Raw genomic sequence first — 22823 nt, 5'->3', positions numbered from 1 at the left:
GGTGTCATCCTCGGACTTGATCCGAGGATCCAGGCAACATGGAAAGGCCCGCAATAGGACCCGGAAAATGCGATCGCGCGCCTCGATGCCCTGATTACGTCCAAGTCTGACACCTGTGGGTGAGCTTGGCGCGCAAGAAGGGCTCTGAAGCCGGGGCTCTCCCAAGCCAAAGGGGCGCTCGTGGCGCCCCTTTCATCGTCTCGAAGCTTTGCAGGCTTGCCCTTACAGCATCACCCGTTCGCCGGTTCGGCTGCTCTCGATCACCGCCTCCAGCAGGGCTGCGGTGTGGATCATCTCGGTCGGCGTGATCGGATAGGCGGCCTCTCCGCGAATGGCGCGGGCAAAGGCGACGATATTGTCGCGCACCGGTTCGGCGGGCGCCACTTCCTCGACCGAGATCTTGCTGCCGGTGCTGGCACGGGTGACGATCCAGCCATCCGGCGCCTCGACATGGGCCTTGTCGCGGACATCCACCCAGCCGGCCGATCCGAACAGCGAGGCGCGCGACACGAAGGGCATGGCGAGATTGGCGGAAATCGTCGCCGTGCCGCCGCCTTCGAAGCAGACGAAGCTTGCGATCGTATCGCCCTGCGGCAGGTTCGAGGCGAGCGTCTCGCAGGCGGAAACCACGCTTTTCGCAGGCCCCATCAGGCGCACGGCAAGATCGAGGAGATGGATGCCCGTCGCCGTCATGCCGGCCGCCGGCGCGTCCTCTGCACCGAGCCGCCAATTGGTCGGATCAAGGCTCAGGAACTTGTCATGGCTGAACGTGGCATCGAACTGCATCAATCGCCCGAGCGCGCCGGAATCGGCCGCGGCGATCATCTCCGCGATCGGCGGCTCGTAACGCCGTTCGTGACCGGTGGCGAGGATCAGCCCTGCAGATGTCACCGCCTTGACGGCGGCCTCCGCACCGGCGCGGGTCATCGCCACGGGCTTTTCGCAGAACACATGTTTGCCGGCGCCAGCAGCCGCTTCGATCTGGCGGGCATGGAGCTTGTGCGGGGTGACCAGCAGCACCGCCTCGACATCCGGATCGGCAAGCGCCGTCTCGAGATCGGCGGTCACCGGCACGCCGTTGGCGTCGGCAAAGCTGCGCGCGATTTCGCCGTTCGGCTCGACAGCGCGGACGATGGTAACGTCTTCGGGCGCGGCCTTCAGCACTGCCGCGATCTTCTGTCCCCACCAGCCGAGCCCGACAAGTGCAACGCGGACAGGGCCACTCATGAGCGGTTGTCCACACGCTTGTTGAAGGGATGGATCGAGACCTTTTCCCAGATGCCGGCCCGGTAGAACGGGTCGTTCTCGTGGTACTTCACCACCTCTTCGATACTGTCGGCTTCCACCAGGAAACAGGAGCCGATCATGGTGGTCTCGTCTTCGGCGAGAAGCGGACCGGAGATCACCATCTTGATCGGATTGCTGGAGAGATAGGCCTTGTGGGCTTCGTAATGATCCAGCCGGTCCTGGACCTTGCCCTCATAATCGAGACAATGGACGATGTAGTGCATGTAGATCACTCCCTTTCATGAAGATCGGCCGCGCCGAGACGGGCGGCAAAGGCTTCGACCGCCGGTGCAGCGGTCGCGCGGGCGATGACGACGATGCGGCTCTTTCCGCCGCTGGCCGCCGGCGCGAGCCGAACGGGCCGGTAGATCTGGTCGCGCACCATCTGGATGGCGAGCGGGCGCGGATCGTCGATATCCTCGACAATCCCCTTGAGGCGCAGAAGCGCGCTGCCGGCGGAGCGGCTCATGCGGGCGATCTGCTCGCTGAGCGCCGTCCAGCGCTGTGGGCCGAAGGCGATCACGAAGGAACGGATCGCTTCATCGTCGCTGACATGCAGCGTGCCGGTGGCGCGCAGCCAGCGGTTCGGCTGGGCGGCACCGCTCCTGGAATCAATCAGGCCGGCATTGAAGAGCGCGTCGGGGTCCGGCAAGGCCTGCGCGTCGAAGATCGGGGCGGTCGGGTTCATGTCGGCAAGCTGGCGGCGGATGCGTTCTGCCGCCGCCTGGCCGACGAGATCGGCCTTGGAGATCACGATCCGGTCGGCGCAGGCGATATGTTCCGGGCGCGCTTCGCCGGGCGCGGTGGCATCCACCACGGCAATCGCCGCATCAAGGCGCACCAGCGCGCGCAACACGTGATCGGCGCCGATCCGGGCGATGACGGCGGAGAGATCGGCAACGCCGGAGGTCTCCACCAGGATGCGCTGCAGCGGTGTCGACTGCGCCGCGATCATCGCCCTGACGGCCTCCGAAAGATCATTGCCCGGCCGGCAGCAGACGCAGCCATTCTTGAGGAGTGCCACACGGGCGCCGGGCGCTGCCTCCGAGATCAGCAGATCATCGATGCCGAGCGCGCCGAACTCGTTCACCACCACGCCCGTTCCCGCCATGTCGGGGCGGGAAACGAGACCGGCGATCAGTGTGGTCTTGCCGGCGCCGAGCCCGCCGCCGATGACGGAGAGCGCGGGACGATCGCGCGTCACGGCTAGAACTCGCTGTCGGTTGAAGCCTCGAACGGGCGCGGCAGCCAGGAGCCGTCTGCGGGAATGCCGGCGCGCTCGAACAGGCGGTCGCGGGCAGCTTCAACCTTGGTCTTGAACGCCGCGTGGTCGAAATCGACCAGCTTGAAATCGCGCTTTCTGACCTTGCCGCCGACCAGCACGGTTTCGACATTGCCGGCATGGGCGGCCTCGACGACGATGCCATAGGCATTGTTCATCGGCATGGTGTTGAGCGCATTGCAGTTGACCAGCACGATATCGGCTTCCTTGCCGACGGTGAGCGAGCCGGTCCGATCGCCGAGCCCACAGGCAATCGCCCCCTGGAGCGTTGCGAATTCCAAGACATCGGTCGCCATCAGCGGCAGCGGGTCGACGATCACCTTGTCGATCAGCGCCTGGTTGTTGACGACGGCGCGCGTGCCCGAAAGCAGCGCGCGCATGGCGGAGAACATGTCGTCCGGCACGGTCGTCACCACATCGATCGAGATCGACGGGCGGACGCCGACGGCAAGGAGCGCGAGCGTCGGCGGGAAGCCGTGGCCCATGTGGAGCTCGAGTTCCGGCGCGATCGACGCCGTTCCGCCGGTATCGCCGATGATGCGGAAATCTTCCGGATGCAGCGAGTTGCAATGGACATAGGTAACGTCGGGACCGGCAAGCCCCTCGCCGTGGAGTTCGACCACCGGCTTGTTCATGCCCCACAGCCCATCGCCCATGTGGACGCTGATCCTGAGGCCCAGATCGCGGGCCTTGATGAAGTCCTCCCGCGTGACCCGCATGGTGGCAAACTGGTTGCCGCGCGCAGCAAAGCCCATGGTGACGAGCTGGTCTTCGGAGGAGAAATATTCGCGGCGGATGCGCGCGACATCTTCGAAATCACTCGGCTTGTCGCTGACCGGCACCCATTCGGCGTTTGAGTTGCCATAGCCGAACACGGCGCGCATGCCGGCAGCCATCAGGCCCTCGACGGCGGCGGAGGCATGATCGGGCGTATTGTTGTTGTGCGACCAGTCGTAAAGCGTGGTGATGCCGGCATCGAGCGCTGCAATCGCGCCAAGATGATTGCCGATCTTCATGTCGTCGGGCGTGTAGAGGTCACCCATGACGCCGCGCACGCCGGCAAAATACTGGGCGAGCGTCCAGTCGGCGCCGGTCGCGCGCAACAGCGCCTGCCAGGTATGGCGGTGGGTATCGACGAAACCGGGAATCGCGATCCGGCCTTCGCCCTCGATCACCTCTGCGTCGCCTGCATCGAGCGCCGGGCCGATCGCGGCAATCTTCGAACCCTCGATCAGGATATCGCCGCGCGGAATCACGCCGATCCTGGGGTCGATCGAGATGATATGGGCATTCCTGATGATCTTGCGTGACATGGTGGCCTCCTCCATAGCCGAATCTTTCTTGAGCCGCCGCCGCGATCCTCTTCGCAACGGCCAGCCTCTCTCCCACCATCAATGGCGTCTCCGGCGGCGATACTGCCCGAAAAAATTCCCGAAATGAAAATTTGATGGAGAAAGCACGGTTTCGCAGATGCACGCGGCACTAAAGCGGGCGACCCGCCTTTGCCTTTTCAAGTGGCCGCAGCGCGCAACTGCGTGATCCTTGACCTGTCCAGCGTCTTGCGTTCGCCGTGATGATCGAAGGCATCCCTGAAGGTGAAGCCGAATGGCGACGGGCCGTGATCATGGAGAAACTCGTATCGTTCGACGCCCTCCGCCCAGGTCGGCCGGCGGGCGGTCTCCGCATGCCACCACATCACCAGCGGCGGCCAGTCGCCCTGCCTGAACCACTCCCGGCCACGCCGGACAGCGTCGGCGTGCAGTCCGGAATAGGTGAAGGCAAACAGCGCCTCGATATCCGTCCAGAGAGACAGCGTCGCCGGCGACCAGCCATCGCCGCGCTCATCGTAAAACCGCGGATAGACTTCCGCTCCCCAGGGAAGCGGACCGGGATCCGAAGCATATCCGGACCGCGCGACCAGCCCCACGGCGGCATCGGCCGTCGAAAAGACCGGATCGTTCGGCGCCCGGAAACCGTCATTGGAGGGATCATCCGCAGGCCTGATGAACTGGCCAAATGTGTAAAGGGCAAGAAGCATCGCCTGAAAAGCCTGATCGCAGCAGACGGTTCCCTTCAGTCGCCTCAAAGGATGATCCTGTGGGTGCCGCCTGTCACCACCAAAACACAAAAAACCGCCCCGAGGGACGGCTTTTTGAAGTTCAGCGGAGAAGCGCCTGAAGGATCAGGCGTTTTCCTTCGGCGTCAGAACCTGGCGGCCGCGATACATACCGGTCTTCAGATCGATATGGTGCGGACGGCGCAGTTCGCCGGAGTTCTTGTCTTCGACATAGGTCGGAGCGCTGAGAGCGTCGGCAGCACGGCGCATACCGCGCTTGGACGGGGTCGTTTTTCTTTTCGGTACAGCCATTGGACTACTCCACTTAGGGCGCAAGGCTCAATCATCGGCGGGTGATACCACCGCAAGATTGCCCTTGGAATGCTTGAAATTTGGCGCGCTTATACAGGGGAAACCGGGACTTGACCAGTCCCCCGGGCATTTTTTTGTCCGATACGGCGATTCCGTCTCAAACTTCGTCTTCCGGCACCACCCAGCTTTCAGCCAGCGCGCCATCGCGCCAGCGCTGGAAGGCCGGAACGCTCCTGATCGCGTTCATATAGGCAAGCGACCGTTCGTTGTCGGTCAACTGGTAGATTTCGAAGCGGTTGACCACCGGCGCATACATCGCATCCGCCGCCGAAAAGCTGCCGAACAGGAACGGCCCGCCGGAGGTTTCGAGCGCTTCGGCCCAGATCGTTTCGATCCGCCGCACATCGGCCCTGACCGCATCATCGACGGCAAGCGGGGCAGGCTTGCGTCCGAAATTCATCGGGCAGGCAGCCCGCAGCGCCCTGAAACCGGCATGCATTTCCGCCGAAATCGCACGGGCTTCGGCGCGCTCGATGCGGTCGGCCGGCCAGAGCTTCGCTTCAGGGTAAAGCTCTGCGACATATTCGATGATCGCAAGCGATTCCCAGACCCGGAACTTGCCGTGATGCAGGACCGGAACAAGACCGACGGGCGACACTTCGCGGAACCGCGGATTGCCGGCGGGAAAATCGAACGGGATCAGAACTTCCTTGAACGGAATGCCCGCGGCTTCCATTGCAAGCCATGGCCGCAGTGACCAGGAGGAATATTTCTTGTTGCCGATGTAAAGCGTCAGATCACTCATGCCCGATCCTTTCCGGTCATTTGCCGCGCGCGATTTAACCCGATTTCGCCTGCGAGCACCAACACAATTGTCGAATGTCATTCATAAAGGCAGGTGATGTAAGCGCCGGAGCGCGCGGCAAGCCGCTCCACCCGTGCGGCGAGGTTCTGCATGTGGCGGCTGGGGGCCGCAGCCTGACGGCCCACCGGGTCCGGCAGGGAGACGGCAAGGAGCGCCGCCTGGCGCGCGGAGAGCTTTGCGGCCGACACGCCGAACTGCTCCTGCGCCGCCGCCTCGATACCGAAGGTTTCGGGACCCCACTGGGCAATATTGAGATAGATCTCCATGATCCGCTTCTTCGGCCAGACGACATCGGCGCTGATGGCAAGCGGCAGTTCGAGCCCCTTGCGCAGATAGGAGCGGCTGTTCCAGAGATAGAGGTTCTTGACCGTCTGCATCGGGATCGTGCTCGCCCCACGCGCGGGCTTGCCGGCAAGCGCATCCTCGACCACCGCCTTGTACTCGCCCCAGTCGACGCCGTCATGGCGGCAGAACTGTCCGTCTTCCGACATCATCACCGACTGCACCAGCACCGGCGCGATCTCCTCGAACGGCACCCATTGGCGCTCATAGCCGGTAAAGAACCGCGCCATCATCGGCACCGAGACGGGATGGACGAAGGATGGCCTGTAGAAGGGCAGCAGCACATAGGGCAGGACGACGATCACCGCGACCGCAAGGAGCCCGTAGCGGACGAGGCGGCGAAACAGCGACCGGCGCGGGGTGTCATCCTCATCCTCGTCCGGCAGTTCGTCGTCGCGCATCGATCCATAGGCTCTGTTGAAACGGGCCCCATCCATAGCCTGAAGCGGCCTCATTGGAAAGCCACCAGCGCCGCCGCCGAATACCGGCCGCCACCGGGCATAAAATCAGCTTGAACCGGCTCATCCCCCATGCCAAGACAGGCCCATGTCAGATGCCGAATTCTCCACACGCCTTTCAAACGCCAGACAGGACGTCGAGGCCTGCCTTGACGGGCTTCTCGGTCCCGAACCGCTTCCAGGCGAGACTGCACGCCCCGACGCGCTGATGGCGGCGATCCGCCACGGCGTGCTGAACGGTGGCAAGCGGTTCCGCCCGTTTCTCGTGATCGAGAGCACAAGGCTTTTCGACGGCTCGGACAAGGCCGCGCAAAGGGTCGGCGCAGCGCTTGAATGCATCCATTGCTACTCGCTGATCCATGACGACCTGCCGGCCATGGATGACGACGATCTGCGCCGCGGACGGCCGACGGTGCACAAGGCCTTCGACGAGGCGGCCGCCATTCTGGCCGGGGACAGCCTGCTGACGCTTGCCTTCGACATCATCGCCGACGATGCCACCCCGCTTGATGCAACCGCCCGGCTCACCCTCATCAGCACCTTGGCGCGCGCGGCCGGCCTTGGCGGCATGGCGGGCGGACAGGCGCTTGATCTTGCAGCCGAAAAAACGCCCCCCGACGAGGGCGGGATCGTCACGCTTCAGGCCATGAAGACCGGCGCGCTGATCCGGTTCGCCTGCGAGGCGGGTCCGATCATCGCAGGCGCCGGCAACGAGGAACGCGCACGCCTTTCACGCTTCGGCGCGGTGATCGGGCTTGCCTTCCAGCTTGCAGACGACCTGCTGGACCTGAGAGCGGATGCAGAAACGATGGGCAAGGCCACCGGCAAGGATGCGGGCCGCGGCAAGGGCACGCTGGTTTCGCTTCACGGCGAGGCGTGGGCGGAAAGACGCCTGTCAGACCTTGTATCGGAAGCGGAGACCCTGCTGGCGCCCTTCGCCGGAAGGGCGGAAACGCTGATCGCCGCCGCCCGCTTCGTCGCCTCGCGCGACAGCTGAACGGACCTCAATCATTGCCGACCACGCGGTTCCGGCCGCTGTCCTTGGCCGCATAGAGGCGCGCATCGGCCTCGGCTATGAAGCGGTCGAGCGTATCGCCCGGGCCCGGCACGGCGGAATAAAATCCTATGCTCACCGTGACCGGCTTCTTGCCATTGGCATGCGGCACCGGCGCGTTCGCGACCTTTTCCCTGAGCGCATCGTTGAAGGCGCGCGCATCCTGAGGCGTTCCGGCCACGTGGAAGGCGATGAACTCCTCCCCGCCATACCGCGCCACGACATCTGTGGCACGGGTGAAATGAGCCTGCAGGATGGCGGCCAGCTGCTTCAGGCAGGCATCGCCGAAGACATGGCCCATCTCGTCATTGATCGGCTTGAAATGATCGACATCCAGCATCGAAAGCGTGAAGCGTTCGCCGCTGTGCCGGCACGTCTCGAAGGCGGTTTCCGCAAGCGCGATGAAATGGGTGCGGTTGTAGAGCCCCGTCAGGCCGTCGGTAATCGATGATTCGTGCAGAAGTTCGTTGGCCCGGTTGAGCGCCAGATTGAGCAGGCGGAGCTTGCGCACCCAGTAAAGAAAGATCAGCAGCACGACCACAATCACGACGGCCGTGACAATCAGCACCCGGTAGTCGATGGTCCGCTTGAAGGGAGCGAGTTTCTGACGGCTGAGGATCGTCTGGATCTCGGCGGGATCGAGCGTGGCGATCAGCTTCTCGAATATGTCGCCGAGCGCCGGTTCATCGGCTGCCGTGGCGGCAACAACCTGCACGTTCTCCGCGATACGGCCCGATATCTTGACGTCATTGGTATCCATGACGGCAATCAGATAGGCAAGCGTGTCGAGCGGTCCGACCACGGCATCCAGCGTGCCGTCCAGCACGGCCTCCAGCCCCTGCTTTTCGCCTTCGATGGGAATGAGCGTCACATCGCGGTAGCGCGTCTGCAAAAGCTGAAAAGGCACATGGCTCGCCACCACGCCGACCCGCTGGCCGGAAAGCGACCGCATGCTCTCCACGAAGGGTGCCTGCAGCGGGCTTGCCACGGCAAGCGCCATTTCGAGATAGGAGGGCGCGAACTCGAACAGGTTTTCTGTAAATTCGCTTTCGACCACGAAGGGAAGCACGTCGCAGTCCGCGCTGGCTGCATCCTGTTCGCTGTCGCCGGTGAGCGGCACGGGCTGGATCTGCCAGGAAAACTTTCCGTTCCGGCTCAAGAGCCCGATCAGATCGGCGACCGCGCCGGAAAAATCGCCATCCCGCCCGATCACGGTATAGGGGGGCGACATCGGGTCCACGCACACACGAAGTGGTCCACGATCACGCAGATAGGCGCGCTCGGCCGCATCCAGAACCAGCCGTTGGCGGCTGATATCGGCGACCGGCGGACCGAGCCAGCGGCTTTCCATTTCCTGCCAGCGCGAAACCGGGATCGATTCCAGCGCGTGGTCGATGATCTTTGCAAGATAGGGATAGCGCGGCGAGACCCCGAAGCGCAGGTCCTCGCGCTCGACGCCATCCATCAGGAATTCGCCGCCGATCTCGATATTGATCAGCCCGTCCCGGCGGATAATGGCATTGCCGTTGCTGAGCGAGGCGATGGCGGCGTCGATCTCGCCATCGGCAAGCGCATGGATCAGCGCCTCCTGCCCATCATACTGACGCACATCGTCAAACCGCGCCGATACCGCATCGGCATAATAGATATCACGCCCGATCCCTATGCGTTTGCCATCGAGATCGGCAAGCTCGCGGTAAGGCCCGAAACCGGAGCGCATGAAGACCGCATTCGGGATGCGGTGGTATTCCTCGGAAAACAGCGTGAAATCGGCGCGTTCATCGGTGCGGGAGATATTGGTGATGACGTCGAGTTCGCCCGCTCTGAAGCGCTGCAGGAGCCTTGCCCAATTGTCGTAGACCGGCTCGAACACGAGGCCGGTGCTGGAGGCGACATATTGGGTGAGATCGACCGCAAGCCCCTGCCCGCGCCCGTTTTCGAGGGAGCTGAAGGGTTGGTAGTCGATGATGAAGCCGATCGAAAGCGGCGGCGCCTCCTCGACGAACAGCTGCTCTTCCGGTGACAGCCTCAGCGGCCCGGCATTCACGGCGCGTCCGGTGCGATAGGCAAGCCAGCGCCCGGTGATCTCGTCGAGCGTCGCCTCGGGAAGGGCCTCCACGCCCTTTTCCAGGATAGAGGCAAGAAGAGCCGCATCCGCATCGCCGTCCGGGGCCTTGAGTACGCCCAGCCGGAAATCTTCGAGCGGCACCGCCGAAAGCGGCAATGCGCCGGTCGAGACTACATTGGTGAAACCATTTTCGCGAATGAAGAAATTGCCGGTCAGTTCGGCGGCGAGCGCCGCATCGACCCAGCCGAACGCCACCGCGGCCATCAGATCGCGATAGGTCGCATAGTCCTGAAGTTCAAAACCCTGCGCACTTAGCGCATTGGCGTAATAGATGTCGCGGATAACGCCGATCCGCCGCGCTTTCAACGCCGCGAGATCCTCGGGGTCATTTGCCGGATGATCGATGTTTTCAAACAGCATGGTCCGGCGCAGATGATAGGGTTCGCTGAAATCGATGAAGCGCGCCCGTTCCTCGGTATAGGAAATGTCGCCGATCGCATCGAGACCGCCTGCCCTGAACCGTCCATAGATCTCAGGCCACGAGCCGAGACGGATATCGAAGTCCAGGCCTGTCAGCGAGGATAGCGCTTTCATGACATCCACGGACCAGCCCATGATCCTGCCATTGAGGAAGAAGGAGTAGGGCTCGTTATCGGAGACAAGTCCGATGGTAACAGCGGGATGCGCGGCGATGAAGGCGCGCTCTTCCTCGGTCAGCTCAAGCGGCTTCGCCCTGAGCGGTGCTGCGAGAGCCAGCAGCAACATCAAGCCGACCAGCAGAGCCGTCACCTTGCGCATGGTGCCGGTCAGCCCTGCCGGAATGCATATGACAGCCTGTTGCGCCTCGGCCATTCTGCCTGTCCATCTTTCTTGTATCGTTCCAGCTTCCCAAGCCCATAGCAAGAGATCAAGTTGTGACCAGTCTTTCTTGCATTCCATGGACGTAAAAAACACCCTTTGCTTGTCGATCGGCGAAAAATCTGCGCTCTGCAAACAGCGTCCGCCAGAAATCATGCGCAGACGCAGGTTCTCTTTTGCCGCTATTCGTGCTTGCATGGTTGCCGCGCCCGCCCGGGCGTCTCGTTTTGCCGCATTGGGTGGTCGATAAGCGGGATCTCCGTTTTCGCCCGATGCTTTGATCAAGCCGCCTTATGGAGACGAAGATGGATTGTGTATTGCTGGGTGTTCCGGTCGAGTGCGGCTCGGGGCGCCGGGGCTGCAACATGGGGCCGAACGGTCTGAGGGCAGCGGGCCTTGCCGAGGCGCTGACGGGCCTTGGCCATAGGGTGCTGGATCTCGGAGACCTCAGCCCCGCTCCGCAGCGGTCGGTGTCGCATCCCAATGCCAAGCTGAAAGCGCTCGGCGAAACCGTCTCCTGGCTCGATGCGCTGGTGGATGCCGCCTACGACATCGCCGGAAAGGGCCTGCCGATCTTCATGGGCGGCGACCATGTGATGGCGGCGGCAAGCGTGGCGGGCGTTTCGCGGCGCTCTCGGGAAGACGGGCGGCCGCTATTCGTGCTCTGGCTCGATGCCCATACCGACTTTCATACGCTCGACAGCACCGAAAGCGGCAATCTGCACGGAACGCCCGCCGCCTATTTTACCGGCCAGCCGGGTTTTGAGGGCGTGTTCCCGCCGCTTCAGGCACCGGTGGACCCGGCAAATGTCTGCATGATCGGCATCCGCAGCGTCGACCCCGCCGAGCGCGAGACGATCGGCGCCACCGGCGTCACGGTTCACGATATGCGCGCGATCGACGAGAACGGGATCGCGGTGCTGCTGAAGGCCTTTCTGGAGCGGGTGGAGGCGGCAGACGGCATGCTGCATGTCAGCTTCGACGTCGACTTTCTAGACCCTTCCGTCGCCCCCGGCGTCGGCACCACGGTTCCCGGCGGCGCAACATTCCGGGAGGCGCATCTCGTCATGGAAATGCTGCATGACAGCGGGCGCGTGACCAGTCTCGACCTCGTCGAGCTCAATCCGTTTCTCGATGAGCGCGGCAAGGCCGCGACCTTGATGACGGATCTGACGGCAAGCCTGTTCGGCAGGCGGGTGATGGACCGCCCGACCCGCAGCTATGGCTGACATCAGCCGCTGCCGATGATCATGCCAGCCGCCAGAACAAGGCCGCCGCCGAGCACGACCTGGAAGGCGGCGCGCATGAACGGCGTTTCCATGTATTTGTTCTGGATGAAGGCGATCGCCCAGAGTTCGAAGAACACAACGATGATGGCAATCACCGTGGCGGTCCAGAATTCGGGGATCAGATAGGGCAGCGCGTGGCCAAGGCCACCAAGCATGGTCATGACGCCCGATGCAATGCCGCGCTTGATTGGCGAGCCGCGGCCTGACAGCTTGCCGTCGTCATGGGCGGCCTCGGTGAAGCCCATCGAGATGCCGGCGCCGACGGCAGCGGACAGGCCGATCAGAAAGGTCTGCCAGGTGTCCTGGGTGGCAAAGGCCGCGGCAAAGATCGGCGCAAGCGTCGAGACCGAGCCGTCCATCAGCCCGGCAAGACCCGGCTGCACCCATGTCAGGATGAACTGGCGATGCTCCTTCTGCGCCTCTTCGGAGCGCACATCTTCGGGCGCGTGCTTTTCCCCGAGCGTTTCGGCCATCTCCTCATGCGCCTCTTCGGCCATGGCGAGATCGCCCAGAAGCTTGCGGGTATCGGCATCGGAGACTTCAGCCATCGCCGCCCGGTAGAAGCGCTGCGCCTGCTCCTCCATCAGAACGGTCTGCTCGCGGATCCTGTCGAGCGACAGCGACTGCATCAGCCAGTCCGGCCGGCGCTCGATGAATTCGCGCACATGCTCGCGCCGGATCAGCGGGATGTCATCTCCGAAGCGGCGCTTGAACATGTCGATCAGCACGCGCCTGTGCCCGTCCTCGATCTCGGCCATATCGTCGAATATCTTCGCGCTCGCCGGATAGTCGGCGCGCAGATGCGCGGCATAAGCCTTGTAAATACGCGCATCATCCTCTTCCGAAGAGATGGCGAGGGCGAGCATTTCCGGCTCGCTCAATGAGGAAAAGGCACGCTTGGAGCGGCCAAAGAGTTTCAGCACCATGACCCGATTTCCGAAATTTAATTTAGAATTATTCTAAATCAACATTCCGGGATGGTCAATTGCAAAGCCTGGGAAAACCGGCAGCGCTTCCATGAGGATCGAGGCGGCGCCAGATCCGGCAGACATGGGAAGCATCAATGCCGCTGGTGACAGGCGTATTACAGTTGGCGCGACGTTGACCTCAGACCGGCATCCGAAACCGGCGGGACAGTCGTCGCGGCCCGGCAGCCTGGACCGCTGAAGGCACGTCACCGACAAACCAGGCAATATGGGATGGTGCACACAAAAAAGCCCCGGACGAGCCGGGGCCTTTGACGATGGGAGCGACGTATCTTGCGTCAAGCGATCATGCGCCGCATTCGCCCGGGAAGATCAATCGGTGCGGTCACCCGCATCAGCGCCATCCCGGTTTTCACCGGCAGCGCTGCTGTCGGTCGCCGCATTGAACCCGGCGCCGTTTCCGAGCTGACTGTACAGCGAAAGGCTTGCCTTGAGCCCGGTTGCCATCACTGTCGACGGCTGCAGCGCAAGCGCTGCGGGTGCTGCCGCCAAGAAAAGCAGCAGGGCAGAGAAGGATGCAATCCGGGTCATATCAAACACTCCCTGTGTGGCGCCGGAGGCCGGCGCCCGCAGCGCGAATCCGAAATCAGTTGTTGCTCTGGCGGACCTGGTCGACGAGGTTCAGCGAACCGTCATTGCCGACGCGGTAGTAGTTCACGAAGCTGTCGCCCTTGTCGGAGGTGCGGATTTCAACCGTGCTGCCGGCCGGGGCCTTGGTGAGCTTGCCGGTTTCCGGAACAGCGGACGGCTGGATGGCGAAGGCGGCCGGGGCGGCGAGGATGGCGGCGAGGGCTGCGGTTGCTGCGATCTTGTTCATTTTGGTTTCTCTCTTCCTTGGGGTGCAGCGCCGGTCTGGGGCGCGCATATGATTGATTGTCTGATTTCCCTGCCGCCTTCGGCGGCGTCCGGACGGTCTCGTCCGGACCGGAAATCGTTAGTCGTTGCTCTGGCGAACCTGATCGACGAAGTTGAGCGATCCATTTTCGCCAACACGGTAATAGTTCACGAAGCTGTCGCCCTTGTCGGAGGTGCGGATTTCAACCGTGCTTCCGGCGGGTGCCTTGGAGAGCGAGCCGGTTTCCGGGATGGCGGACGGCTGGATGGCGAAGGCGGCCGGGGCGGCGAGGATGGCTGCGAGGGCTGCGGTTGCTGCGATCTTGTTCATTTTGGTTTCTCTCTTCCTTGGGGTGCAGCGCCGGTCTGGGGCGCGCATATTGTTATTTGTCTGATTTCGCTGCCGCCTCCGGCGGCGTCCGGACGGTCTCGTCCGGACCGGAAATCGTTAGTCGTTGCTCTGGCGAACCTGATCGACGAAGTTGAGCGATCCATTTTCGCCAACACGGTAATAGTTCACGAAGCTGTCGCCTTTGTCGGAGGTGCGGATCTCGACCGTGCTGCCGGCGGGTGCCTTGGAAAGCGAGCCGGTTTCCGGGATGGCGGACGGCTGGATGGCGAAGGCGGCCGGGGCGGCGAGGATGGCTGCGAGGGCTGCGGTTACTGCAATCTTGGTCATTTCAAATACTCCTGGGGTGTTTCCGTTGGCGCTGTTTGAAAGCGCTTCATCTTGTTTGTGTTTCTTAGTCGTCGCTCTGGCGAACCTGGTCGACGAATGTCAGCGAACCGTCGTTTGAAACGCGGTAGAAGTTGACGTAGCGATCGCCGAAATTGTCCGTGCTCTCGATCTGTACGGTGCTGCCGGCCGGAGCCTTGGTCAGCGTGCCGGTGTCCGGAAGAGCGGAGGGCTGGATTGCAAAAGCGGCAGGTGCGGTTGCAAGCGCTGCTACCAGCGCGGTCATTGCTGCAAACTTGGTCATGATGAAACTCCTTTGGTCATCACAGTGTCGTTCGATGACCTGGAAATGGAGTTTAATCGAATGATTAACAAGTATCCATTTTGGACCCGCAGCGTTGCGAATCCGTTGACGGCAATACTGGAACCATTTCCAGAAGCCTTTGATCCGACTTATTTTTTATGGCCGAAACCAGCAGAAAAGAAGCAAATTTCAATTATAAATCAAGTGATTAAAACAGGAAGGGAGTATCGCTCCAACACCCGCCGGGGGCGTGAATTGCAACAAAAAACCCGGCCAGAAGGCCGGGTCATTTTTTTCATTCGTGACGAAAAAAAATTATGCTTCGAGCTTTTTCGCGATCAGGCTACGCAGTTTTCCGAGGTCCTTGGCGAAATTGCGGATGCCTTCGGCAAGCTTTTCGGTCGCCATCGGGTCTTCGTTCATCATCCAGCGGAACGTCTTTTCGTCCATCTCGATCTTGTCTTCGGCCTCGAAGCTGTCGGGCGTCAGCTTGCGCTCGAGCGTGCCCTGATCGGCATCGAGCTCTTCGAGAAGGTTCGGCGCGATCGTCAGACGGTCGCAGCCGGCAAGGCCTTCGATTTCGCCGATGTTGCGGAACGAAGCGCCCATGACCACCGTCTTGATGCCATTGGCCTTGTAGTAATTGTAGATCGAGCGCACGGACAGAACGCCCGGATCGGTTTCGGACGTGTAGGTCTCGCCGGTGTCGTTCTTGTACCAGTCGAGAATGCGACCGACGAAGGGCGAGATCAGGAAAGCGCCGGCATCGGCGCAGGCGATGGCCTGGCACTTGGCAAACAGCAGCGTCAGATTGCAGTCAATGCCTTCCTTCTGCAGGATCTCGCAGGCGCGGATGCCTTCCCAGGTGGAGGCGAGCTTGATCAGGATACGATCCCGGCCGATGCCGCGCTCCTCATACGCCTTGATGATTTCATGCGCCTTGGCAACCGATGCCTCGGTATCGAAGGAGAGGTCGGCATCGACTTCGGTCGAGACCCGGCCCGGCACGAGGTTCACCAGCGCTGCGCCGACATCGATGGCAAGACGGCTGGCGATCTTTGCGACCACCTCGTCCGTGGCGCCGCCCTGTTCCTTGCCCCACTTGATCGCTTCTTCGAATTGCGCGTCGAACATGTCCGTCGAAAGCGCCTTCAGCACGATCGAGGGGTTGGTCGTGCAGTCCACCGGTTTCAGTTTTTCGACCGCGTGAATGTCGCCGGTGTCGGCCACGACCGTGGTCATTTCGCGCAGTTGATCCAGCTTGGAAGCCATTATCCTCATCCTTCCTTCTGTGGCGCAGCCATAAGGCCCGCCCAATTCCGTTCCGCCGATGTCATGCGGGCGCTCACCGCTGATTGCGGGTCGCTCTCATGCGTTGACGACTGTTCGCAGACATCGCCCCGCCGCGCAAGGGCGGCAGCTTTCCGGTGACTATCGCAAGACCGGTTTTTCAAAGTCAAGGAAGGATATGCCGTTTCTGGTCGCCACCGATCGCATTTTGAACATAGCCGATTTTTTCCGCGCGGCGACGCGCCTTTCGCACGGTTGCTGCGTTTACAAAGACAGCCACCGATGGACACCCACGGAGATCAGAATGACCGACGATCAGGAAATGCGGCTGAGGACGCTCGAAGCGGGCGCCCCGATCACCGAGGTACTGGCCTTCTATGATGGCCTTCCGCCGGCAACCATCGCCCAGATGATCGGCGCCTGGCGGGGAGCGGGCGTTCCAACGGGTCACGCGCTTGACGGGATGCTGGAGCAGATCGGCTGGCACGGCAAACGCTTCGAGAGCGCGGAAGACGGCCATCCCCTGGTCTTCGAACAACAGGACGGTACGCTGTTTTGCGTCAATCCGTCGCGGCTGCCGATCGGCATGGTTCTCGACCATGCGGCCCTTGCCCGCTCCACGATATCCGCCGCGCTTTTCCGGGCTTCCTCGTCCGTGCTCTCGACCAGCAAGCCGCAGGCGCGCCTTCGGATGACCGAATATCGCGGCGTGGTCTCGGCCTCGATGATCTACGACGGCCTTCCGATCATTGATGTGTTCCGCTCCGTCGGGCCGGACACGCTGATCGGAGCCATGGATATGCGCGGCATGGAACAGCCCTTCATGTTCACCTTGAGGCGCGAGCCCTCCTGAGCCTCCGTTGCCTTGCGCCGCGAATGGCTGTAGGGACGAGGTGAAGCCGAACCTTTCCCGAAGGCGGGGCGCGCGGGCAGCACTGGCAAGCACGTTTGTCCCTGTTTCGCCATATCGCTCGCAGTGCACGCATCGGCAGGGGACGGGAGGAGAGACCACCAATGCCGACATTTTCCATTCCCCCGGCATACGGCGCCTGCACCCCCCGCGACCGCCCGACCGGCGGGCTGCAGGTCAGACCGCAATGACCGCGATCGCGCTTCTGACCGGCCGAGCCTGCACGCTTGCGGGAAGCGATGCCCTGAGCGGGATCGCCAAGACCCCCGCCACTCTGCCCATCGCGCTTGGCACGGAAAGCTTGGCGGGCGACGAACAGGCCGATCGCCGCGTCCATGGCGGCGCCGAAAAGGCAGTGCATCACTACCCTTTTGACCATTACCCGATCTGGCTGAGCGAACTCGGCAATCTCGAGGCGCTTCGGGCGCCGGGCGGCTTCGGCGAGAACATCTCCGCATCCGGGCTTACCGAGAAGACCGTCGCCGTTGGCGACATCTTTCGCCTTGGCACCGCGCTCCTTCAGGTCTCGCAGGGCCGTCAGCCCTGCTGGAAGCTCAACCACCGCTTCGGCGTGAAAGACATGGCCCGGCAGGTTCAAACGACAGGGCGGACCGGCTGGTACTATCGCGTGCTGGAGCCCGGCATCGTCAACGCCGGCGACGGGCTTGAACTTGTCGACCGCCTTCAGCCGTCATGGACGCTCCACCGGCTGTGGCATGCGCTTTATGTCGACCGGATGAACCGCGATGAACTTGGGGCCATGGCGGCGCTTGACGTTCTCGCCGAAGGCTGGCGCAAATATGCGGTCCGGCGGCTTGAGAGCGGACGCGTGGAAGACTGGCGCAACAGACTGGATGGCAAGACATGACCCGACCTCCCTTCGTGATATCGATCCAGAGCCAGGTGGTTTTCGGCCATGTCGGCAATTCCGCGGCGCTGTTTCCGATGCAGGCGGCGGGGCTCGAAGTGGCGGCGATCCCGACTGTTGTCTTTTCCAATACGCCCGACTATCCGACCCTGCGCGGCCGGGCGCTGCCGCCGGACTTCTTCCTCGATCTCCTGAAGGGCGCCCGCGAGCGCGGCCTGCCGGAACGCGCGGACGTCATCATGACCGGCTATATCGGCTCGCTCGACGTGGCGCTGATGGTTGCCGATTTCGTCGCCGAGGCGAAGGCCGTCAATCCGCGCCTTGTCTATCTCTGCGATCCGGTCATGGGCGATGCCGGTCCCGGCCTTTACGTGCCGGAGACCATCGCCGATGTCATGCGCGACCGTCTTCTGCCGCTGGCCGACATCGCGACGCCGAACCCTTTCGAACTCGGCTGGCTGACCGGCAGCAAGATCGAGACGCTCAAGGATCTGGAAGCGGCCAAGGCCGAGCTGCGGATGGCCGGGGACGCAAGACTGATCGTCACCGGCTGCGCGCTTTCCGACAGTCCTGCGGGTCACATCGAAAGCGTCATTCTCGGCACCGGCAAGACGAGCCGCCATCCGGTGGAGCACCTGCCGTTCGCGCTGCCAGGCACCGGCGACCTCTTCGCAGGCCTCGTGGTCGCGGGCTTCGCCCGCGGCATGCCGCTGGAGGAAGCCGTTGAAAACGCGCAACTGCTCACGCTCCGCGCCCTCCGCCACGCAGGCGCGCTTGGCGCAGGCGAAGTGGTATTGAGCGAGCCCGCGTTCCGCCGCGCGCTTCTGACGCTCGGGCAGTGAGGGCAGTCCGGTTTCCGTGAGCCACGAAACGGCTCAGCCCCTCGTCTTCCGAGGCAATTCCGGAAGGTGAAACGGGGGGCCACCTCACCCGGAATTGCCATCCCGGCTATCGTCCGCCAAGCGCTCGAACCTGCCCGTAGGCGAAGAAGTCTGCGCATCGTTTTTCAAGAACCCCAGCCATCCGCAGTGCGCCGGATGCTGCAGGTGCAGGCCTCTCCGAGCCCGTCAGCTTGCGGTCCAGCCGCCGTCGATCATCACGGCGCTTCCGGTCACCAGCGACGAGGCTTCCGAGGCGAGATAGACGGCGGCGCCGGTGAGATCATCGACCTTTCCGATGCGGCCGAGCTGGATCTTGCTCAACGCATAGTCCTTGAAACCCGGATCCCTGAAATAGGGTTCGGTCATCGGTGTCTCGATAAACGTCGGGCAGATCGTGTTGATCCTTATTCCGTAGCTGCCGAGTTCGATCGAAAGCGACTTGGTCAATCCCTCGATACCCCATTTGGAAGCGCAGTAGAGCGTTCTGTTGGCCGCCCCCGTATGCCCCATCTGGGAGGACATGTTGATGATCGATCCCTTGATCTTGCGATCCCGCATATGCATCGCCATTGCCCGCGCGGCGAAGAAGGCGGCGCGCAGATTGATCCCCATGACGGCATCGTAATCGTCGGGCGTCACATCGAAGATCGGCTTGGGGCGGTTGATACCGGCATTGTTGCAAAAGATGTCGATATCCGGCAGGTGCTGGACCTTCGCCTCGAAATCGGCAATGTCCGTGACGTCGCAGACCATGATCTCGGCCCTGCGGCCGAGGGCTTCAATGTCGGAAGCAACGGCTTTGAGATCGGCCGCGGTGCGGGCACACAGGACGAGGTCCGCGCCGGCCTCGGCGAAGGCGATCGCGATGGCGCGGCCGATGCCGCGCCCCGCTCCCGTGACCAGGGCCCGCTTGCCGGCAAGCGAGAAACGGTCGAGCACGCTCATTCTGCGGCCGCTCCGTAGGCGACATTTCTGCCGCCGTAGCGGCGCACACGCAGGTTGCACTGCTCGGCATGGCCGACGAAGCCTTCCAGCATGCAGAGCCGCGAACCATAGGCGCCGATCATTGCGGCCGCCTCGTCGGTCAAGACCTTCTGGTAGCTGTGGGTCTTGAGGAATTTGCCCACCCAGAGACCGCCGGTATAGCGGCCGGCCTTTTTGGTCGGCAGCGTATGGTTGGTGCCGATCACCTTGTCGCCATTGGCCACATTCGTGCGCGGCCCCAGGAACAGGGCCCCGTAGCTGTGCATGTTTTCGAGGTACCAGTCGTCACGGTCGGTCATCACCTGAACATGCTCGGAGGCGATGTCGTTTGCAACCGCAAGCATCTCCTCATGGGTGTCACACAGGATCACCTCGCCATAGTCGCGCCACGACACGGAAGCCGTCTCGGCCGTCGGCAGGATTTCGAGGATCCTCGCGATCTCTGAAAGCGTATCCTCGGCCAGCTTGCGGCTGTTGGTCACCAGAACCGCCGGTGAGTTGTAGCCGTGCTCGGCCTGGCCAAGCAGGTCGGTCGCGCACATCTCCGCATCCACCGTATCATCGGCGATCACCATGGTTTCGGTGGGGCCGGCGAAGAGATCGATGCCGACGCGGCCATAGAGCTGGCGCTTGGCTTCCGCGACATAGGCATTGCCCGGACCCACCAGCATGTCGACGGGCTTGATCGTCTCCGTCCCGAGCGCCATGGCGCCGATCGCCTGGACCCCGCCCAGCACGTAGATGTCATGGGCGCCGCCCAGATGCATGGCAGCGACGACAGCCGGGTTGGGTTCACCCTTGAATGGCGGGGTCGCGGCGATGATCCGCGGCACTTCTGCAACCGAGGCAGTCGCCACCGACATGTGCGCGGATGCCACCATCGGGAACTTGCCGGCGGGCACGTAGCAGCCCACCGACTGGACCGGAATGTTCTTGTGGCCCAGGATCACGCCGGGAATCGGTTCGACCTCGATGTCGAGCATGGACTTGCGCTGTTCGCGGGCGAAGTTGCGCACCTGCGCCTGCGCAAACTTGATGTCTTCCATGTCACGATCGGAGACCCGCGACATCAGGCCTTCGATATCGCCCTTAGACAGCTTGAAGGAAGGGGGCGAGTACTTGTCGAACTTCTCGGACAGGCTACGCACAGCCGTGTCGCCGCCCTTCTGGATGTCGTCGAGAATGCCCTCGACGATGGTGCGGACCTTCACGTCGTCTTCAGAACGTTCATCTGCGGGCTTGCCGCGCTTGAGGTGGGTAATGGACACGATATTTCTCCGATCATTGCAGGTTCGTTCCGGCACCGTGGCGACATGTCTGGCGGCCGCGCGCCGGAAGCTTTCTGGATCAGCCCGGCCTCAGGAAGACGGGCTACGTTTGGGTTTATGGGTCTGCCGGAATGCCGCGAGCTTCATCAGCTGGCCGTCGCGCCAGGCTCGGCGGTCGGCGAGCGATCCGGCGGGAAGTTCCAAACGGCGCTCGGCCTCCGCGCGGGCAATGACGTCGTGCGGCCAGGGATGGTCCATCCGGCCGTTGCCCATCCCGAAATAGAGCGGGCCAAGCCGTTCGGCATAGTCGGCGATCCCGCCGGGGGCATTGAGATCGATCGTCTCGAAAGGTCCCATGAAGGACCAGCGCAGACCGAGCCCCTCGCGGACGGTCGCATCGATGTCCTTGATCGAGGCGTAGCCCTCCTCGTAGAGCGCCCAGGCCTCATTGAGGAGCGCGCCCTGGAGCCGGTTCAGCACGAAACCATCCACCTCGCGGGTGAGCGAAACCGGCACCTGACCGACTTCCTTCATCAGCTCGCGGACTGTTGCCACACAGTCGGGATCGGTCCAGGGGGCGGGCACGAGCTCCACCACCGGCACCAGATGAGGCGGATTGACCGGATGGTTGATCATGAAGCGCGCACGGTTGACGCATGCCTGCGTGAAGGCGGAGGCCGGAATGCCGGACGAGGACGAGCCGACCATTGCCGACGGATCCATCGCCTTGTCGATGGCGAGACACGCCTCCGTCTTCACGTCGACGCGCTCGAAGACCGATTCCTGGATGTAGGTCGCGCCTTCGAGCGCTTCTTCCAGCGTGTCGAAGACCTTGAGGCGGGCGAGCGTATCGGCGGCGTTGACGACCAGGGAGGCGACCTCCAGTTCCTTCAGCGAGGTCTCTGCCCAGGCATGAAAGCCGTCACGGATCTTCGGCTGGGGATCGTAGACGCGCACCGTCAGACCGGCCCGTGCAAAGACGATCGCCCATCCCGAGCCGACCAGACCGGCTCCGACAATGGCTACGACGCGTGTGCTCATCAGCCCGACACCTTCGAGGTTTCGCCATCGGCGAGGCAGATTTCCGTGATCCGCAGCCCCTCGCTCGTGGTGCACGACGGAAATACGTCCTTGATGCGCTCCTCATGGACCGGAATGACGCGCTTGGCTTCATAGTTTGCCTGCTTCATCATCTCCTCCGTGGCCATGACGAGATTGGTCTGGCTGCCGACCGCCAGACCGACCGGCGTGTAGATCTTGTCGAGATCGACCGCCCCGCCCGGGCCGGAGATGTTTTCGAAGACGTAGACGAGGTCGCCAGCCAGCACCCATGTGTCGTCGGACTGTTCCTTGCCGTCGTTGCGCACCGTGACCCACATCGAACCGTAGGTGTGGCTGTCGAAGGCGGCATGCAGATCGATGCCCGGAAGAACGTTTTCCACCGAGCCGTCGACGGTGACGAGACGCTTGTCGCGCGCCAGACCGACCCCGCGAACGATGTCGCCCGGATCAACGGCGATCATCATCCACCGCATGCGGTCGGGCAGCGACATGGCCCAGACCCATTTCGCAATCTCGCGTTCCTGGATGTAGAACTTCGCATTCGGAAAGTCCTCGACATTGCCGAAATGATCGAAATGCGCATGGGTGATGAAGCAGGTATCGACCTCTTCCGGCGTGATCCCGATCGCGCCGAGCACCGTCTTGGGGCTGCGCCAGTTCTCCACGCCGAACTTGTCGCCGAGATGCTTGCCGTACTCCTTGTCGTTGTAACCGACATCGACCATGGCGATATGATCGCGGCCCTTGATGACGACGTAGCAATAGGGAAGCTTCACATGGCCCTGGTTGTGTGCGCCATACAGCACGCCGCTCTTGTGATAGTCCTTCACATAGGAATATTCGCAAACCCAGATCGAATAGTCTGACATCTTTCTTTCTCCTCCCGTTC

General features: G+C 62.7%; 25 protein-coding genes. 5 read left to right on the top strand and 20 right to left on the bottom strand.

Features of this window, described 5'->3' with window-relative positions:
• Positions 1 to 222: 222 nt before the first annotated feature.
• The 8 genes from HPQ62_RS17700 to HPQ62_RS17665 form a co-directional block, all read right to left on the bottom strand.
• Complete coding sequence (locus tag HPQ62_RS17700) at positions 223 to 1227, bottom strand: Gfo/Idh/MocA family protein (RefSeq protein WP_174803915.1); 1005 nt, start codon at positions 1225 to 1227, stop codon at positions 223 to 225.
• Complete coding sequence (locus HPQ62_RS17695) at positions 1224 to 1511, bottom strand: YciI family protein (RefSeq protein WP_174803914.1); 288 nt, start codon at positions 1509 to 1511, stop codon at positions 1224 to 1226. Before HPQ62_RS17695 ends, HPQ62_RS17700 begins: the two co-directional genes overlap by 4 nt.
• 5 nt (positions 1512 to 1516) lie before the next feature.
• Positions 1517 to 2491 carry a GTP-binding protein gene (locus HPQ62_RS17690; protein WP_174803913.1) on the bottom strand — a complete coding sequence of 325 codons (975 nt, stop codon included), beginning with the start codon at positions 2489 to 2491 and terminating at the stop codon, positions 1517 to 1519.
• Positions 2492 to 2493: 2 nt separating this feature from the next.
• Complete coding sequence (locus HPQ62_RS17685; RefSeq protein ID WP_174803912.1) at positions 2494 to 3882, bottom strand: amidohydrolase family protein; 1389 nt, start codon at positions 3880 to 3882, stop codon at positions 2494 to 2496.
• 197 nt (positions 3883 to 4079) lie between these two features.
• The gene (locus HPQ62_RS17680; RefSeq protein WP_206678101.1) at positions 4080 to 4655 is read right to left on the bottom strand and encodes a DUF3291 domain-containing protein; all 576 of its coding nucleotides are present in this window, start codon (positions 4653 to 4655) and stop codon (positions 4080 to 4082) included.
• Positions 4656 to 4751: 96 nt separating this feature from the next.
• Entirely contained in the window at positions 4752 to 4937 is a 186-nt protein-coding gene (gene rpmF / locus HPQ62_RS17675) for a 50S ribosomal protein L32 (RefSeq protein ID WP_174803911.1), read from the bottom strand.
• A gap of 157 nt (positions 4938 to 5094) precedes the next feature.
• A complete protein-coding gene (locus HPQ62_RS17670) occupies positions 5095 to 5742 on the bottom strand; it encodes a glutathione S-transferase family protein (protein ID WP_174803910.1) in 648 nt (215 codons plus the stop codon).
• 77 nt (positions 5743 to 5819) lie between these two features.
• Positions 5820 to 6599, bottom strand: a complete 780-nt coding sequence (locus HPQ62_RS17665; protein WP_425312645.1) for a biosynthetic peptidoglycan transglycosylase — start codon at positions 6597 to 6599, stop codon at positions 5820 to 5822.
• A 91-nt stretch (positions 6600 to 6690) separates the two neighbouring features.
• Between HPQ62_RS17665 and HPQ62_RS17660 the strand changes: the two genes are divergently transcribed.
• Positions 6691 to 7599: a polyprenyl synthetase family protein gene (locus tag HPQ62_RS17660; RefSeq protein WP_174803909.1), complete on the top strand. Its 909-nt coding sequence runs from the start codon at positions 6691 to 6693 to the stop codon at positions 7597 to 7599.
• 7 nt (positions 7600 to 7606) lie between these two features.
• Here HPQ62_RS17660 and HPQ62_RS17655 read toward each other — a convergent pair whose 3' ends face one another.
• Positions 7607 to 10576 (bottom strand): transporter substrate-binding domain-containing diguanylate cyclase, encoded by a 2970-nt coding sequence (locus HPQ62_RS17655; protein ID WP_244629757.1) that lies wholly within the window; start codon positions 10574 to 10576, stop codon positions 7607 to 7609.
• 311 nt (positions 10577 to 10887) lie between these two features.
• Between HPQ62_RS17655 and rocF the strand changes: the two genes are divergently transcribed.
• Positions 10888 to 11811 (top strand): arginase, encoded by a 924-nt coding sequence (gene rocF / locus HPQ62_RS17650; RefSeq protein ID WP_174803908.1) that lies wholly within the window; start codon positions 10888 to 10890, stop codon positions 11809 to 11811.
• A 2-nt stretch (positions 11812 to 11813) separates the two neighbouring features.
• Here the strand turns inward: rocF and mbfA are convergent, their stop codons facing one another.
• The 7 genes from mbfA to tal all read right to left on the bottom strand — a co-directional run bounded on the left by mbfA (position 11814) and on the right by tal (position 15943).
• Positions 11814 to 12797, bottom strand: a complete 984-nt coding sequence (gene mbfA / locus HPQ62_RS17645) for an iron exporter MbfA (protein ID WP_174803907.1) — start codon at positions 12795 to 12797, stop codon at positions 11814 to 11816.
• A gap of 372 nt (positions 12798 to 13169) precedes the next feature.
• A complete protein-coding gene (locus HPQ62_RS17640) occupies positions 13170 to 13388 on the bottom strand; it encodes a hypothetical protein (protein WP_174803906.1) in 219 nt (72 codons plus the stop codon).
• 55 nt (positions 13389 to 13443) lie between these two features.
• Positions 13444 to 13674, bottom strand: a complete 231-nt coding sequence (locus HPQ62_RS17635; RefSeq protein WP_174803905.1) for a hypothetical protein — start codon at positions 13672 to 13674, stop codon at positions 13444 to 13446.
• 117 nt (positions 13675 to 13791) lie between these two features.
• Positions 13792 to 14022 (bottom strand): hypothetical protein, encoded by a 231-nt coding sequence (locus HPQ62_RS17630; protein WP_174803904.1) that lies wholly within the window; start codon positions 14020 to 14022, stop codon positions 13792 to 13794.
• A 117-nt stretch (positions 14023 to 14139) separates the two neighbouring features.
• Complete coding sequence (locus tag HPQ62_RS17625) at positions 14140 to 14370, bottom strand: hypothetical protein (protein ID WP_174803903.1); 231 nt, start codon at positions 14368 to 14370, stop codon at positions 14140 to 14142.
• A gap of 64 nt (positions 14371 to 14434) precedes the next feature.
• Positions 14435 to 14671, bottom strand: coding sequence for a hypothetical protein (locus HPQ62_RS17620; RefSeq protein WP_174803902.1), 237 nt, complete (start codon positions 14669 to 14671; stop codon positions 14435 to 14437).
• Positions 14672 to 14986: 315 nt separating this feature from the next.
• Entirely contained in the window at positions 14987 to 15943 is a 957-nt protein-coding gene (tal, locus tag HPQ62_RS17615) for a transaldolase (protein ID WP_174803901.1), read from the bottom strand.
• Between the two features lie 322 nt (positions 15944 to 16265).
• Here tal and HPQ62_RS17610 point away from each other — a divergent pair, with 322 nt between their 5' ends.
• The 3 genes from HPQ62_RS17610 (at position 16266) to pdxY (ending at position 18581) form a co-directional block, all read left to right on the top strand.
• Entirely contained in the window at positions 16266 to 16814 is a 549-nt protein-coding gene (locus HPQ62_RS17610; protein ID WP_174803900.1) for a DUF4334 domain-containing protein, read from the top strand.
• A gap of 244 nt (positions 16815 to 17058) precedes the next feature.
• On the top strand, positions 17059 to 17739 hold the full coding sequence (locus HPQ62_RS17605; RefSeq protein WP_174803899.1) for an MOSC domain-containing protein: 681 nt from the start codon (positions 17059 to 17061) through the stop codon (positions 17737 to 17739).
• Positions 17736 to 18581 (top strand): pyridoxal kinase, encoded by an 846-nt coding sequence (gene pdxY, locus HPQ62_RS17600; RefSeq protein WP_174803898.1) that lies wholly within the window; start codon positions 17736 to 17738, stop codon positions 18579 to 18581. The genes HPQ62_RS17605 and pdxY overlap by 4 nt, the downstream gene beginning before the upstream one ends.
• Before the next feature lie 225 nt (positions 18582 to 18806).
• Here the strand turns inward: pdxY and HPQ62_RS17595 are convergent, their stop codons facing one another.
• From HPQ62_RS17595 to HPQ62_RS17580, 4 genes are all read right to left on the bottom strand, one after another.
• Complete coding sequence (locus HPQ62_RS17595; RefSeq protein WP_174803897.1) at positions 18807 to 19565, bottom strand: SDR family NAD(P)-dependent oxidoreductase; 759 nt, start codon at positions 19563 to 19565, stop codon at positions 18807 to 18809.
• The gene (gene hisD, locus HPQ62_RS17590) at positions 19562 to 20872 is read right to left on the bottom strand and encodes a histidinol dehydrogenase (RefSeq protein WP_174803896.1); all 1311 of its coding nucleotides are present in this window, start codon (positions 20870 to 20872) and stop codon (positions 19562 to 19564) included. Before hisD ends, HPQ62_RS17595 begins: the two co-directional genes overlap by 4 nt.
• Positions 20873 to 20962: 90 nt before the next feature.
• Positions 20963 to 21913, bottom strand: a complete 951-nt coding sequence (locus HPQ62_RS17585; RefSeq protein ID WP_174803895.1) for a 3-hydroxyacyl-CoA dehydrogenase — start codon at positions 21911 to 21913, stop codon at positions 20963 to 20965.
• Positions 21913 to 22803 (bottom strand): N-acyl homoserine lactonase family protein, encoded by an 891-nt coding sequence (locus HPQ62_RS17580; RefSeq protein WP_174803894.1) that lies wholly within the window; start codon positions 22801 to 22803, stop codon positions 21913 to 21915. The genes HPQ62_RS17585 and HPQ62_RS17580 overlap by 1 nt, the downstream gene beginning before the upstream one ends.
• Positions 22804 to 22823: the final 20 nt, after the last annotated feature.

This window comes from Martelella limonii (genome assembly GCF_013344475.1).
GTDB lineage: Bacteria > Pseudomonadota > Alphaproteobacteria > Rhizobiales > Rhizobiaceae > Martelella > Martelella limonii.
Note: the sequence above shows the minus strand (reverse complement) of the source record. Positions and strands in the feature narration are given on the sequence as shown.

Coding starts and splice junctions, on each gene's coding strand:
- HPQ62_RS17700 (WP_174803915.1), bottom strand. CDS start 1,227: ATGAGTGGCCCTGTCCGCGTTGCACTTGTCGGGCTCGGCTGGTGGGGA.
- HPQ62_RS17695 (WP_174803914.1), bottom strand. CDS start 1,511: ATGCACTACATCGTCCATTGTCTCGATTATGAGGGCAAGGTCCAGGAC.
- HPQ62_RS17685 (WP_174803912.1), bottom strand. CDS start 3,882: ATGTCACGCAAGATCATCAGGAATGCCCATATCATCTCGATCGACCCC.
- rpmF (WP_174803911.1), bottom strand. CDS start 4,937: ATGGCTGTACCGAAAAGAAAAACGACCCCGTCCAAGCGCGGTATGCGC.
- HPQ62_RS17670 (WP_174803910.1), bottom strand. CDS start 5,742: ATGAGTGATCTGACGCTTTACATCGGCAACAAGAAATATTCCTCCTGG.
- HPQ62_RS17665 (WP_425312645.1), bottom strand. CDS start 6,599: ATGAGGCCGCTTCAGGCTATGGATGGGGCCCGTTTCAACAGAGCCTAT.
- HPQ62_RS17660 (WP_174803909.1), top strand. CDS start 6,691: ATGTCAGATGCCGAATTCTCCACACGCCTTTCAAACGCCAGACAGGAC.
- HPQ62_RS17655 (WP_244629757.1), bottom strand. CDS start 10,576: ATGGCCGAGGCGCAACAGGCTGTCATATGCATTCCGGCAGGGCTGACC.
- rocF (WP_174803908.1), top strand. CDS start 10,888: ATGGATTGTGTATTGCTGGGTGTTCCGGTCGAGTGCGGCTCGGGGCGC.
- mbfA (WP_174803907.1), bottom strand. CDS start 12,797: ATGGTGCTGAAACTCTTTGGCCGCTCCAAGCGTGCCTTTTCCTCATTG.
- HPQ62_RS17640 (WP_174803906.1), bottom strand. CDS start 13,388: ATGACCCGGATTGCATCCTTCTCTGCCCTGCTGCTTTTCTTGGCGGCA.
- HPQ62_RS17635 (WP_174803905.1), bottom strand. CDS start 13,674: ATGAACAAGATCGCAGCAACCGCAGCCCTCGCCGCCATCCTCGCCGCC.
- HPQ62_RS17630 (WP_174803904.1), bottom strand. CDS start 14,022: ATGAACAAGATCGCAGCAACCGCAGCCCTCGCAGCCATCCTCGCCGCC.
- HPQ62_RS17625 (WP_174803903.1), bottom strand. CDS start 14,370: ATGACCAAGATTGCAGTAACCGCAGCCCTCGCAGCCATCCTCGCCGCC.
- HPQ62_RS17620 (WP_174803902.1), bottom strand. CDS start 14,671: ATGACCAAGTTTGCAGCAATGACCGCGCTGGTAGCAGCGCTTGCAACC.
- tal (WP_174803901.1), bottom strand. CDS start 15,943: ATGGCTTCCAAGCTGGATCAACTGCGCGAAATGACCACGGTCGTGGCC.
- HPQ62_RS17610 (WP_174803900.1), top strand. CDS start 16,266: ATGACCGACGATCAGGAAATGCGGCTGAGGACGCTCGAAGCGGGCGCC.
- HPQ62_RS17605 (WP_174803899.1), top strand. CDS start 17,059: ATGACCGCGATCGCGCTTCTGACCGGCCGAGCCTGCACGCTTGCGGGA.
- pdxY (WP_174803898.1), top strand. CDS start 17,736: ATGACCCGACCTCCCTTCGTGATATCGATCCAGAGCCAGGTGGTTTTC.
- HPQ62_RS17595 (WP_174803897.1), bottom strand. CDS start 19,565: ATGAGCGTGCTCGACCGTTTCTCGCTTGCCGGCAAGCGGGCCCTGGTC.
- HPQ62_RS17585 (WP_174803895.1), bottom strand. CDS start 21,913: ATGAGCACACGCGTCGTAGCCATTGTCGGAGCCGGTCTGGTCGGCTCG.
- HPQ62_RS17580 (WP_174803894.1), bottom strand. CDS start 22,803: ATGTCAGACTATTCGATCTGGGTTTGCGAATATTCCTATGTGAAGGAC.